Origin of the sequence: Stenotrophomonas sp. YIM B06876, assembly GCF_030711595.1 — a bacterium.
Taxonomy (GTDB): Bacteria; Pseudomonadota; Gammaproteobacteria; order Xanthomonadales; family Xanthomonadaceae; genus Stenotrophomonas.
Map to the genome: position 1 here is coordinate 38,599 of NZ_JAUJUJ010000023.1, position 12,872 is coordinate 51,470.

11 protein-coding genes are annotated in these 12,872 nt (G+C 67.7%); 1 reads left to right on the top strand and 10 read right to left on the bottom strand.

Annotation, left to right across the window (positions count from 1 at the left end; genetic code table 11):
• The 6 genes from QZH66_RS10395 to QZH66_RS10420 form a co-directional block, all read right to left on the bottom strand.
• Positions 1-1,332, bottom strand: coding sequence for an ABC transporter permease (locus tag QZH66_RS10395; protein ID WP_305805868.1), 1,332 nt, complete (start codon positions 1,330-1,332; stop codon positions 1-3).
• The gene (locus QZH66_RS10400) at positions 1,329-1,856 is read right to left on the bottom strand and encodes a nuclear transport factor 2 family protein (protein ID WP_305805869.1); all 528 of its coding nucleotides are present in this window, start codon (positions 1,854-1,856) and stop codon (positions 1,329-1,331) included. Before QZH66_RS10400 ends, QZH66_RS10395 begins: the two co-directional genes overlap by 4 nt.
• Complete coding sequence (locus QZH66_RS10405; RefSeq protein ID WP_305805870.1) at positions 1,853-3,076, bottom strand: FtsX-like permease family protein; 1,224 nt, start codon at positions 3,074-3,076, stop codon at positions 1,853-1,855. Before QZH66_RS10405 ends, QZH66_RS10400 begins: the two co-directional genes overlap by 4 nt.
• A gap of 125 nt (positions 3,077-3,201) precedes the next feature.
• Positions 3,202-4,506 (bottom strand): ABC transporter permease, encoded by a 1,305-nt coding sequence (locus QZH66_RS10410; RefSeq protein ID WP_305805871.1) that lies wholly within the window; start codon positions 4,504-4,506, stop codon positions 3,202-3,204.
• Positions 4,507-4,516: 10 nt separating this feature from the next.
• Positions 4,517-5,230, bottom strand: a complete 714-nt coding sequence (locus tag QZH66_RS10415) for an ABC transporter ATP-binding protein (protein WP_305805872.1) — start codon at positions 5,228-5,230, stop codon at positions 4,517-4,519.
• A 33-nt stretch (positions 5,231-5,263) separates the two neighbouring features.
• On the bottom strand, positions 5,264-6,532 hold the full coding sequence (locus tag QZH66_RS10420) for an efflux RND transporter periplasmic adaptor subunit (protein WP_305805873.1): 1,269 nt from the start codon (positions 6,530-6,532) through the stop codon (positions 5,264-5,266).
• 213 nt (positions 6,533-6,745) lie between these two features.
• On the opposite strand from QZH66_RS10420, the gene glmS reads away from it, so the two are divergent.
• Positions 6,746-8,575: a glutamine--fructose-6-phosphate transaminase (isomerizing) gene (gene glmS, locus QZH66_RS10425; protein WP_305805874.1), complete on the top strand. Its 1,830-nt coding sequence runs from the start codon at positions 6,746-6,748 to the stop codon at positions 8,573-8,575.
• A gap of 114 nt (positions 8,576-8,689) precedes the next feature.
• On the opposite strand, the gene gloA is transcribed toward glmS, so the two are convergent.
• The 4 genes from gloA to QZH66_RS10445 all read right to left on the bottom strand — a co-directional run.
• Complete coding sequence (gloA, locus tag QZH66_RS10430; protein WP_305805875.1) at positions 8,690-9,217, bottom strand: lactoylglutathione lyase; 528 nt, start codon at positions 9,215-9,217, stop codon at positions 8,690-8,692.
• Between the two features lie 104 nt (positions 9,218-9,321).
• The gene (locus tag QZH66_RS10435) at positions 9,322-9,864 is read right to left on the bottom strand and encodes a DUF411 domain-containing protein (protein WP_305805876.1); all 543 of its coding nucleotides are present in this window, start codon (positions 9,862-9,864) and stop codon (positions 9,322-9,324) included.
• Between the two features lie 106 nt (positions 9,865-9,970).
• Complete coding sequence (locus tag QZH66_RS10440; RefSeq protein WP_305805877.1) at positions 9,971-10,936, bottom strand: copper resistance protein B; 966 nt, start codon at positions 10,934-10,936, stop codon at positions 9,971-9,973.
• A gap of 301 nt (positions 10,937-11,237) precedes the next feature.
• Positions 11,238-12,872 (bottom strand): copper resistance system multicopper oxidase (locus tag QZH66_RS10445; protein ID WP_305805878.1); only part of this gene is annotated, 1,635 nt, incomplete at its 5' end.

A 12,872-nucleotide genomic window follows, 5' to 3' on the forward strand; every position in this document is an offset into this window, starting at 1 on the left:
TCAAAGCGTTTTCACCTGCAGCGCAGGCTCCTGGCGCGCGGCACGCAGCGCCGGCAGCAGGCCGACCAGCACGCCGGTGAGCAGTGCCAGCAGCACCAGCAGTGCGAACAGCGGAAGGTCCAGGCGGGCCAGCGGCGCGTAGGCATCGCCCTGCTGGCGCATCAGCCACAGCCCGGCCAGGGTCAGCGGCAAGGCCAGCAATCCGCCCAGCAGCCCGGCGAGGGTGGATTCGACCAGGCAGGTGGCGATGATCGCGCGGCGGGGAGCGCCCAGCACGCGGCGCACCCCGTATTCGCCGGAGCGGCGCAGGAAGCGCGCCGCCAGCAGGCCGGCGACGTTGACCAGGCACAGCACCAGCAGGCCGATCGCCAGCCACAGGTTCAGGCGCACGCTGTCGGGTACCACGCGGTTGAGATGCAGCCATTGCGGCATGGACTGCAGCCGGGTGAGCGGTGGCCGCGGGAAGATGCCGGCGGCGTGCCGGTCGGCGGCGAAGGCCTGCAGGCTCTGCGCGTAGCTGCGCTGCTGGGCGGCATCGGCCAGTTCGGCCCACAGCACCAGCCAGCGGCACTGCTCCACGTTGACCTGGTCGAAGCGGAAACCGCCGAAACCGGCGTCGTCGCAGATGCGGGTACTGCTGATCTCGATGCCCGACGCCAGCGCGGCTTCGGCCGGGGCGAAGACTTCATCGCCCTCGCCACGCCAGCCGGCGTCGCTGGCCGGCAGGAAGTGCGGGCGCGGCCGCGGCGCCCAGCGCTCGCTGATGCCGATGACGCGGAAGTTGTGCTTGCCCAGACGCACCTCGGCGCCGGTACCGTCCTCGCGCCCGAGCAGGCGCTGGCTCAACGAACGGCTGATCACCACCACCGGCGTGCGCGCCGCTTCCTCCTCCGGCGTCCAGTAGCGGCCATGGCGCAACGGCACGTCGAACACCGGCAGCATCGGCCCGAGCGCGAAGGCCGCCGAGACCTGCTTGCGGGCACTGCCGTCGAGGCTGGCCAGCGTCACGGGCGCGGTGACCAGCGCCACCTGGCGGACGTCCGGGCGCAACTGCTGCATCGCGCGTGCATCGGCCAGCTTCCACAGCGGCGGCACCGGCGAGCCGTCACCATAGGTGTCGCTGTCGCCGCTTCTCGCTGTTTCACGCGAGTCGGCCCAGGCCAGGTGCAGCGTGTGGCTGATGCCGGGCAGGGGATCGGCGCCCAGCACCGAGAGCAGGGTCAGCATCGTCATCACCGAGGCCAGCCCCAGGGCCAGGGTGAGCATCACCAGCGCCATCGTCCGCGGATGGCGCAGGCAGCCGCGCAGGCCGGTTTCCAGCGTGTAGTTCATTGCGGGGCATCCATGCGGTCGGCGCGGTGGGCATAGCTCAGCACGCGGGTGATCTGCCAATGGCCGTCGCGCAGGCGCCAGAGGAGGGTGAAGTCGGCCAGCCCTTCACACTTGCCGTTGCCGCTGTCGCAGAAGCGGTGCTGGCCACGTGCCAAGGCGCCGAAGTCCCTGATCGCAAACACCTCCAGCGTGCCCGGGACCAACTGCCGGGTGAAATGGCCGCAGGCGAACTTGCCGGTGTTGGCCAGCATCGCCGCACGCGTCCAGGTCACCCCGCCGGTGTCGTGATAGAACTCCACCGCCGGGTCGAAGTAGCTGGCGTGCCTGTCCAGCTGCGCCGGATCGGCGCAGCGGTTGAAGCTGTCGAACACCGCCTGGTCGAGCGCGGCGATGGTGGCGTGCAGCGCGGTGTCGCCCGCAGCGCCGGTCTGGGCCAGCGCACAGCCCGGTGCCAGCAGCACGCTCAGCAGCATTGGCGTCATCAGCCGCCGCAGGTGCGATGGCAGGAAGCAGGGCGAGCTCATGCGCTGCGCGTGGCCACCGCCGGCGGAATCGCCGCCGCCCGCCGTGCCGGGCCGAACACGGCGATCTGGCCCAGCAGCCACAGCGCCAGCGCGCCGACCGGCAGATACAGCAGCGGCAGCCGTGGCAGCTCGTAGCGGCCCATCAGCCACTGGTTGAGCAGGTAGGCCAGCAACATGCCGACCACGATGCCGATGCTGGCCAGCAGGAAGTTCTCGGTCTGGAAGTAGCGCAGGATCTGCGCGCGGGTGGCGCCCAGCGCACGGCGGATGCCGATCTGCTTGGTGCGCTGCTGCACCCAGAAGCTGGCCAGGCCGATGATGCCCAGCGCGGTCACCAGCAACAGCAGGCCGCTGACGATCAGCAGCAGGCCGATCATGTCGCGGTCGTTGGCGAAGTACGTGGCGCGCTTTTCCTCGACGGTGAGCTTGCTCCGCACCAGACGGTTGGGATCGTTCTTTTCCAGCGTTGCCAGCGCCTGCGTCAGCACCTCGTCGCGACGGCCCGGCTCGGTGACGCGCAGGATGTAGCGGCCGCCGTTGGAGAAGTTCATCCGGATCGGGAAGATCACCGAATGGGTGCGGTTATTGTCCTGCATGTTCGGGCGCAGCAGGGTCTGCGCCACACCCACCACGGTGACCGGGATGTTGGCCATGTACAGGGTCTTGCCGACGGCGTTGCCATCCGGGAAGAACTGCTTGGCCATGGCCTCGGTGAGGATCGCAGGCGCATTCAGCTTGCCCAGATCTTCCACCTTCTCCAGCACATCGCTGCTCTGGTACTCGTCGGCGTTGAAGTCGCGGCCGGCGATCAGCTTCACGCCGAGCGTCTTGATCGCGTTCTCGCCGATCATGTATTGGGCGCCGTTGATCGACTGCGCGTCCGGGTCGGCCGAGGCGGACAAAGAGGTGTTCCAGGAGCCGCCCTGGAACGGCAGCTGGTTGACGATGGCGACATTCTCCACACCGGGAATGCCGCGCAGCGAGGCCAGATCCTCGGCGGTGCGGGCATCGGCATTCACCTGCTTGCCGATGCCGCGGAGGCCGATCTCGATCAGCTGGTTGTCATCGATGCCGCTGGCCAGCTGCATGGCGTCGATGCGCTGGGAGACGATGAACAGCGCGTTGCAGATGATGGCGCAGCTCAGCGCGATCTCCAGCACGATCAGTGCCGCGGCGGTCTTGTGCCGCGACAACGTGGAGAGGATGGGGCGGATTTCCATGAAGTTTCTCCGGGGAAGCGTGGAGCTGGGAATGAGGTTGATGGGGAAAAGGCGAGGGCACCTGCAACGGCCGCCCTCCCCAGCCCTCCTGCGCATTGCGCAAGGGAGGCGGCAAGGCAACCGCGTTACTGGCTCTTGAGCTGCAGGGCCGGTGCCACCTGCATCGCCCGCCAGGCGGGCAGGATGCCGGCGAGCATGCTGGCGAACACGGCCAGGGCGAAGGTGATCAGCAGCATCGAACCGTCCAGGTGGGCGAGCGAGGCGTACTCGGCCGGGCGCTGGCGCACCGCCCACAGCCCGAACAGGGCGAACACCAGACCCAGCAGGCCACCGGCCAGACCAATCGTGCCGGCTTCGACCAGGCACTGCTTGAAGATCTCGGCGCGGCTGGCACCCAGCGCCCGGCGTACACCGATCTCACCACTGCGGCGCAGGAATTTGGCCAGCAGCAGGCCGACGGTATTGACCAGGCACACCAGCAGGAAGCCGAACGCCAGCCACATCTGCAGGCGCACATCGCCCGGCACCGCATTGCGGTATTCCATCAGCTCCATGACATTGCGCAGGCGGGTGTTGGCCGGGCGCTCGAAGCGGCCCGCGGCGCGCTGCTGCTCGGAGTAGTTGTCCAGGTAGCCCTTGAAGCTTTGGGCATCGCCAGGCGAGTCCAGTTCCACCCAGTACTGGATCCACGAGCAGGGCACGTTCAGCGCGCTGGTGTCGTTGACCAGTTCGCGGCCGAAGCAGTTCATGCTGCCGTTGCGGCCCAGCTTGAGGTCCAGCGCGGTGCTGAAGGGCACGTAGACATCTTCCTCGGAGTCGAACTTGCCCGAATACAGGTCGTAGAACTTCGGCGCCGGCTTCCATTCCTTGAGCACGCCGACGATGCGCAGCGCGTTGCCTTCCACCAGTACTTCCTTGCCGACGCTGTTGGCGCCCTTGAACAGCTTGTCGTTGAGCGTGCTGCTGATCACCGCCACGCGGCTGCGGCCCTGGTCTTCCTCGCCACTCCAGCCCTGGCCGAACGCGAACGGCGTATCGAACATCGGGAAGAAGTCGGCCGAGGTGTAGCGCATGGACAGGCTGAAGGGCTTGAGTGCATCCACGCGCGGATCGACGATGCCGCCGCCGCCGGTCATCATCGCCTGGCGCGGCGCCTTCTTCTGCCGCAGCAGTTCTTCCGAGTCGAAGCGGGTCATCTGCATTTCGGGCTCTTCGCCGGGCTTGTAGCCTTCCCTGGTGTAGGGATCGAGCTGCACGTAGAACAGGCGCTCGCTCTTGTGCGGGATCGGGTCGCCGGAGAGCACCTTGAACACGGTCAGGGTGGTCATCGCCGCGCCGATGCCCAGCGCGATGGCCAGCACCATCAGCGCGGTCAGGACCTTGTTGCGGCCAAAGCTGCGCAGCGCGAGTTTGAAGTAGTAGCCGAACATGGCGGTGGCCTCAGCCTGCGACGGAAACGGGATGCGGACGGGCCAGCACCGGTTCGCGCAGCAGGTCGGTGGCCTGGCCATCGACGATGTGCACGTTGCGCTGCGCGCGCGCGGCCAGTTCCGGATCGTGGGTGACCATGACGATGGTGGTGCCCTGGGAGTTGATCTCCTCCAGCAGTTCCATCACACCGCGGGCCATCTGCGTGTCCAGGTTGCCGGTCGGTTCGTCGGCCAGCAGCAGGCGCGGGCTGCCGGCCAGGGCGCGGGCGATGGCGGCGCGCTGTTGCTGGCCGCCGGACAGTTCAGCCGGGTAGTGCTTCATGCGCGAGCCCAGGCCGACATCGCTCAATGCCTTCTCGATGCGCTGCTTGCGCTCGGCCGCGGGCATGCCGCGGTAGCGCAGCGGCACATCGACATTGTCGAACAGGTTCAGGTCGGGAATCAGGTTGAAGCCCTGGAAGATGAAGCCGATCTTCTGGTTGCGCAGCCGCGAGCGGGCGTCATCGCCGAGGTGGCTGACGTCCTGGCCATCGAGCAGGTACTGGCCACTGGTGAAGGTTTCCAGCAGCCCGGCAATGTTGAGGAAGGTGGTCTTGCCCGAGCCGGACGGGCCGGTGACCGCGACGAATTCGCCTTCGCGGACATGCAGGTCCAGCGAACGCAGCGCGTGGGTTTCAACCTGTTCGGTGCGGAACACCTTGGAGACGGATTGCATCTGGAGCATGGGAAGTTCCTGTGCGGAGAGTGGGAAACGGAATCAGTTGAGGGTGACGCGCTCGGCATCGCCGAACAGCTCGCTGCCGGAGACCACCACGCGGTCGCCGGGTTTCAGGCCGGACAGCACTTCCACTTCGCCCAGGCTGCTCACCCCCAGTTGCACCGGGCGACGCACGGCGCTGCGGCCGTCCATGACATAGGCGTAGCGGCCGCCGCTCTGTTCGACGAACGGACCGCGTTCGAGCTTGAGCACGTCCCGGCGGGTATCGAGCAGCACCCGCGCGCTCATGCGCTGGCTCTGGCGCAGCCCCGGCGGCTGGGTGGAAGAGAAGCGGATACGGGCGGTGACCTCGCCATTGACCACTTCCGGGGAGACGGCGGAAATGGCGCCGGCAAACGGCTGGCCGTTGCCGCTGGACAGCTGTGCCGGCATGCCGATGGCCAGATCGCGGGCGAAGCTTTCCGGCACCTTTATTTCCACTTCGAACTGGGACAGGTCGACCACGCCCAGTACCGGCGCGTTGGCGATGACCTGGGTGTGCTGGGCGGCCTGTACCTGGCCCACCTGGCCGTCGAACGGCGCGCGCAGTGTCAGCGCATCGACCTGCCGCTGCACTTCGACCACCACCGCTTTCTGGCGCTCGGCCAGCAGCCGTTTGTTGCGGGCATCCAGGTCCGCGCCTTGGCCCTGCAGGCCGGCATCCTGGTGGGCATGCTGCAGCTGGATGTCGGCCTTCTTCAGGTCATCCTGCGCCTTGGACAGGTTGACCTGCGGCACCGCACCGCCGTCGAAGCCGCGCTGGAACCGCTCCAGCTCGCGCGCCGCGGCCTGGCGGTCGATTTCGGCCTGGTCGGTGAGTTTGCGCGCGTTGGCGCGGGCGAGGGTGGCATCGAGCGCGGCGCGGCCGGCTTCGGCCTCCATCCCGGCCAGCGTGGTCTGCTCCTGGGCCAGCCTGCTGCGCAGTTCCGGGCTGTCGATCACCGCCAGTTCCTGGCCCTGGCTGACCACGTCGCCGGCAACCACTTTCAGGTCCACGGTGCCGGCCGAGATCGCATACAGGATCGGACTGTTGGCGGCGATCACGCGGCCGTCGGCGGCAATGTCGCGCACCAGATCGCCACGCTTGACCTCGGCGATGCGTACCCGCGCGCGGTCGAATGAACGGCTGCCGGCGAGCCAGCTCTGCGCGGCCAGGCCGATGCCGGCCACCAGCACCAGCGCGGCGAGGGCCGGCCAGCGCCAGCGTCGCCACGAGGCGGCCCGCGTGGGGGTGACGGACTGGTCCTGGGCAGAGGTGTCGCGGATCATCGTTCGGCTTCGCTGGAGGGTTGCCTTAGCTGAAGCAGAAGCCGTGCCAATCTCAACCTGTTGAAATTGTTGGGATGTTCCCGTTTTCCGCCGTGTCCGGGTGTCCGCGGACACCCGCGCGGACACGGGCGGCCGCTGGCGTGGCCGGCACGCCCGGAAAGTCAGGCGCGAGCGAGGCTAAAATGCCTGCCTGACGTTACGGGTAGACAAACTATGTGCGGCATTGTGGGTGCGATCGCCAATCGCGATGTGGTTCCGGTACTGATCGAAGGACTGAAGCGTCTGGAATACCGGGGATACGATTCCTCCGGCATTGCCGTGGTTGAGGCGGGCCAGGTGCGCCGGGTACGACGTACCGGCCGCGTGACGGAGATGGAGTCGGCGGCGCAGGGCGAGCAGTTCAGTGCCCGGCTCGGCATCGGCCACACCCGCTGGGCCACCCATGGCGGCGTCACCGAAGCCAACGCGCACCCGCACATCAGCGACGGGGTGGCACTGGTGCACAACGGCATCATCGAAAACCACGAGCAGCAGCGCGAAAAGCTGCTCACCCTGGGCTACACCTTCGAGTCGCAGACCGACACCGAAGTCATCGCCCACCTGCTGCACCACCATCTCAAGCACGACGACGACCTGCTGGCCGCGCTGCAGCGCACGGTCAAGGAACTGACCGGGGCCTTTGCGCTGGCGGTGGTCAGCCGCGCCGAGCCGCAGCGGCTGGTGGTCGCGCGCATGGGCTGTCCGTTGCTGGTCGGGGTCGGTGAGGGCGAGAACTTCGTCGCCTCCGACGTTTCGGCGATCCTGCAGGCTACCCGCCAGGTGATCTTCCTCGAAGAGGGCGACACCGCCGAGCTGCGTTGTGATGGCGTGCGGGTGTTCGATGCGCACGATCAGCCGGTGCAGCGCGAACTGCATCTGTCCGACGTGTCGCTGGCCTCGCTGGAGCTGGGGCCGTACCGCCACTTCATGCAGAAGGAAATCCACGAACAGCCGCGCGCACTGGGCGATACCGTCGAAGCGGCCATCGACGCCGGCGGCTTTCCCGCCACGCTGTTCGGCGCCCATGCCGAAGCGGTGCTGGCCGGCATCGAGGGCGTGCAGATCCTGGCCTGCGGCACCAGCTACTACGCCGGGCTGACCGCGCGTTACTGGATCGAGGCGATTTCCGGGCTGCCATGCAGCGTGGAGATCGCCAGCGAGTACCGCTACCGCGCCGCCTATGCCAACCCGAAGCACCTGATCGTCACCATCTCCCAGTCCGGCGAAACCCTGGACACGATGGAGGCGCTGAAATACGCCAAGTCGCTCGGCCACCTGCATACGCTGTCGATCTGCAACGTGCCCGAAAGCGCGATCCCGCGCGCCAGCGAGCTGGTCTGCTATACCCGCGCCGGCGCCGAGATCGGCGTGGCCTCGACCAAGGCCTTCACCACCCAGCTGGCGGCGCTGTTCCAGCTGACCGTGGTGCTGGGCAAGCTGCATGGCCGCATCGACGCCGCGCAGGAAGCCGATTACCTGGAACAGCTGCGGCACCTGCCGGGCAGCGTGCAGCACGCGCTCAACCTGGAGCCGCAGATCGTCGCCTGGGCCGAGCGGTTTGCCGGCAAGGCCAATGCGCTGTTCCTCGGCCGCGGCCTGCATTATCCGATCGCGCTGGAAGGCGCGCTCAAGCTCAAGGAAATCTCCTACATCCATGCCGAAGCCTATCCGGCCGGCGAGCTCAAGCATGGTCCGCTGGCGCTGGTGGACGCGGAAATGCCGGTGGTGGTGATCGCGCCCAACGACCGCCTGCTGGAGAAGGTGAAGTCCAACATGCAGGAGGTGCGCGCCCGCGGCGGCGAGCTGTTCGTGTTCACCGACCAGGACAGCAACTTCAGCGAATCCGAAGGGGTGCACGTGATCCGCACCCCGCGCCACGCCGGCGTGCTCAGCCCGATCGTGCATACCATCCCGGTGCAGCTGCTGGCCTATCACACCGCCCTGGCCCGCGGCACCGACGTCGACAAGCCGCGCAACCTGGCCAAGAGTGTGACGGTGGAGTAACACGCAGGCCGCCATTGATGGCATGGATGATGATGGCGTGTGTGGCGTGGACCACCGCCATTGAAAACGCCGGCAGTTGCCGGCGTTTTCTTTTGCTGTCCGCGGTGCGATGGATCAGGGCCGCGCGCTGTTGGAGATGATCTCCACCCAGTAGCCATCCGGGTCCTTGATGAAGGCCAGGTGCTTCATGCGGCCATCGCTCAAGCGCTTCTGGAACGGCACATCGAGCTGCTCGAAACGGGTGCAGGCCGCTTCGATATCCGGCACCGACACACAGATATGGCCGAAGCCACGCGGCTCGCTGTTGCCGTCGTGGTAGACCGGGCCATCCTGCTGCTCGGTGCCGTGGTTGTGGGTCAACTCCAGTACGCCGGGAATGCCGGCCATCCACAGGCGACGCTGCGCATCGTCTTCGGGAATGGCGGTGCCGGCCGGCACGTAGGCCAGGAAGTACAGACTGAACGCGGCTTCGGGGAAGTCGCGCTGGTCGATCAGCGAAAAGCCCAGCACGCGGGTGTAGAAGTCCAGCGAGGCGCGGATGTCCTTGACCCGCAGCATGGTGTGGTTGAAGACGAAGCCATGGGTTTGCGCCGGCACGCTGGCGGCGACGCCGGGCTGTTCACGCAGGGATGGAAGGCTCATGGAGGCTCCTTGATGGGGGAATGCATGGGGCACAGAGCGTCATTTTACGTGCGGCGTCCGGCTCGCGGATGACGGCGGCCGTAACCGCCGCCGTCGTTGCCCGCTCAGGGGTGTTGCGAGAACGCACTTACGCTGCCGTCTTCGGTGAGCAATGCGACGGCGAACGGCTGGCGGTAGCCGTCTGGCGATTCCATGCCCGGCGAGCCGATCGGCATGCCCGGCAGCACCAGTCCGCGCGCCTTCGGCCGTTCGGCCAGCAGCTTGTGGATCGCAGCCACCGGCACGTGGCCTTCCACCACATAGCCGTCGATCTCGGAGGTGTGGCAGGAGTACATGCCTTCGCCGATGCCCAGGCGCTGTTTCAGCGCGGCCATGTCGGCGGTGTTGTGGATCTCCACCGGGAAGCCGGCCGCGCGCATGTGCTCGGCCCAGCCGCCGCAGCAGCCGCAGTTCGGGTCCTTGTGCACCTTCACCAGCGGCAGGCGTTTGCTGGCCGGAGCCGTCACCGGTGGGGTGGCCGATGCGGCACTGGCGGCGATGGTCGCCGTCTGTGCGGCCGGGGCCGGGGAGGCGGCGCTGCAGGCACTGGTCAGCAGCGCGCTGCCGGCCAGCAGCAGGAACCGCGAGGTCTTTGCATTGAAGTTCATGGGGTTTGATTCCTTGGTGTCGTCGCACCGCCACCGCGGTGCGGTCATGGCGTAGTGGCCGGTTCGGCCCGGGGGACGGACGCCAGGCGGCGCCCGTCCCGGCAGGTCAGAACCAGAGGCGCACGCCGGCAACCCAGCGCGACTCGCTGATGCCTTCGCCGGCGTCGCGGTGCAGGTCGGCGGTGTTGCCGTACACGCGTTCGTGGACGAAGCCCACATACGGCGCGAAGCGTCGGGTGATCTCGTAGCGCAGGCGCAGGCCCGCCTCCACGCTGCTCATGCCCTTGCCCACGCCGCGCTGCGGATCGTCATCGGCGACTAGGTTGGCCTCGATCACCGGCTGCAGGATCAGCCGGTTGGTCAGCAGCACGTCGTACTCCACCTCGAAGGCCAGCTCGGCCTTGCGCGTGCCGCCGAGATAAGCCATCGCCGATACCTCGAACTTGTACGGCGCCATGCCCTGGAAGCCGACGGCCGCGCGGGTCAGATCCGCGCTGTCGCGACCGTTGTCGTGGCGTACGCCGGCCACGAAGTCCCACCACGGCGAGATCGCGCGGCCGTACAGCGCATCGGCCGACCAGTCCTGCACACGGCTTCCGCTGCGTTCGCCTTCGCTGCGCAGCCACAGCCGGTTGATGTCACCGCCAAACCACGAGTCGATGCCCCAGGCCTGGCCGCTGCCATGCGCGTTGTCCCAGGCTTCCAGGTGGTCGAACACCACCAGGCTGTTGAAGGCAGACGCGTGCTCCATCGCGTGCGGCGCCAGTGTCGGGAACGCGGCGGCGAAATCCTCGGCGGTCGGTACCGGAATCGGTTCGCGTGGCGTGGCACTGGCGGCCTTGGCGGGCATCCGGTGGCCGGCATGCGGATCGGCGCCGTGGGCGCTGTGGTCCATCGCTGACATGTCATGGCCGGGATGCGGGTCATCCTTCGTCGCCAGCGTGGTGTGCCCGGCATGCGGATCGTCCTTCGCCGCCGGCGTGGTGTGCCCGGCATGTGGATCAGCGCCGTGGGCGCTGGGGTCCATCGCCGACATGTCATGGCCGGCATGCGGGTCATCCTTCGTCGCCAATGGTGCATGGGGGTCGCTTTTCGCGACCGGCCTGTGATGCCCTGCATGGGCAGCGTGCGCGCCGGCCTTGGCTTTCGGCTTGGCATGTGCGGCGTGTGGATCCGCTGACGGCTTTGCCGCAGCACCATGCCCGGCATGCGGATCCTTCGCATACGCCGCGCCGCTGGCGGCCNCTTGGCATGTGCGGCGTGTGGATCCGCTGACGGCTTTGCCGCAGCACCATGCCCGGCATGCGGATCCTTCGCATACGCCGCGCCGCTGGCGGCCAGCGCGATGAACAGCAGCGAGTGGGCAAGCGTCTTCATGCCTCGATCCTCACTTCGCGCATCATGCCCGCTTCCATGTGGTACAGCAGGTGGCAGTGGAAGGCCCAGCGGCCGAGTGCATCGGCACGCACGCGGTAGCTGCGGCGCGTACCCGGTGGCATGTCGATGGTGTGCTTGCGCAACTGGAATTCACCGTCGGCATCTTCCAGGTCGCTCCATACGCCGTGCAGATGGATCGGGTGCTGCATCATCGTGTCGTTGACCAGCACGATGCGCAGGCGCTCGCCGTAGTTCAGGCGGATCGGCTCGGCGCCGGCAAAGGGAATGCCGTCGAAATTCCAGGCGAATTTTTCCATGTGGCCGGTCAAGTGCAGCTCGATCTCGCGGCCCGGCTCGCGGCCGTCCGGATCCTCGAACAACGAGTGCATGTCGCCATAGGTCAGCACGGTGCGGCCGTTGTCGCGCAGGCCGATGCCGGGGTCGTCCAGCTTCGGTTCGCTGGCCGCGGTCTGCATGTCCACCAGCGGATTGCCGGTTTCGCCGGGAGGATGCTTCGGCGCCTTGCCGCCGCCGTGGCCAGCGTGGTCCATGGGCGCCGCGCCGCCGTGTTCCATGCCGCCGTGGCTGCCCATGTCATGGCCCATGTCGGCCATGGTCAGCAGCGGCCGCGGGTCGATCGCCGGCACCGGTGCCCGCAGTCCGTTGCTGACCGCCAGCGTGCCGCAGGCATAACCGGTGCGGCCCATGTCCTGCGCGAATACGGTGAACGCATCCTGCCCGCCGGGTTCGACGATCACGTCGAAGGTCTCGGCCACCGCGATGCGGAACTCGTCCACGCTCACCGGATGGATGTACTGGCCATCGGCGGCGACCACGGTCATCTTCAGACCGGGAATGCGCACGTCGAAGTAGGTCATCGCCGCGCCGTTGATGAAACGCAGCAACACCTTCTCGCCACTGCGGAACAGCCCGGTCCAGTTGCCGGCCGGCGCGGTGCCGTTCATCAGGTAGGTGTAGGTGTGCGCATTGATGTCGGAGATGTCCGACGGCGTCATCCGCATCCGGCCCCACATGCCGCGGTCGGCCAGCGTCTCGCGCAGGCCGTCGCGGCGGGCATCGCGCAGGAAATCACCGACCGTGCGCTGGTAGGTGTTGTCGTGCATGGCCATCTTCTTCATGCGCCGGTGCAGCGCGGCCGGGTCCAGGTCGGTCCAGTCCGAGAGCAGGATCACGTGCTCGCGGTCGTAGTGGTAGGGCGCCGGTTCCAGCGGATCGATCACCAGTGCGCCGTACAGGCCGGCCTGCTCCTGGAACAGCGAATGGCTGTGGTACCAGTAGGTGCCGGACTGCCTGAGCTGGAAGCGGTACTGGTAGGCCTCGCCCGGCGCGATGCCGTCGAAGCTCAGCCCGGGCACGCCGTCCATGTTGGCCGGCAGCAGCAGGCCATGCCAGTGGATCGAGCTCATTTCGTCGGTAAGCGTATTGGCCACGCGGATGTTGACGGTATCGCCCTCGCGCCAGCGCAGGGTCGGCGCCGGCAACGAGCCGTTGACGGTGATGGCGCCGCGGCTGCGGCCGGTGAAATTGACCTGCGAGCGGCCGATGGCCAGGCTCAGGTCGCTGCCGCGCAGTTCGCGGGCGGTGGAGGCGCGGACGGGCGCGGCGAAGGC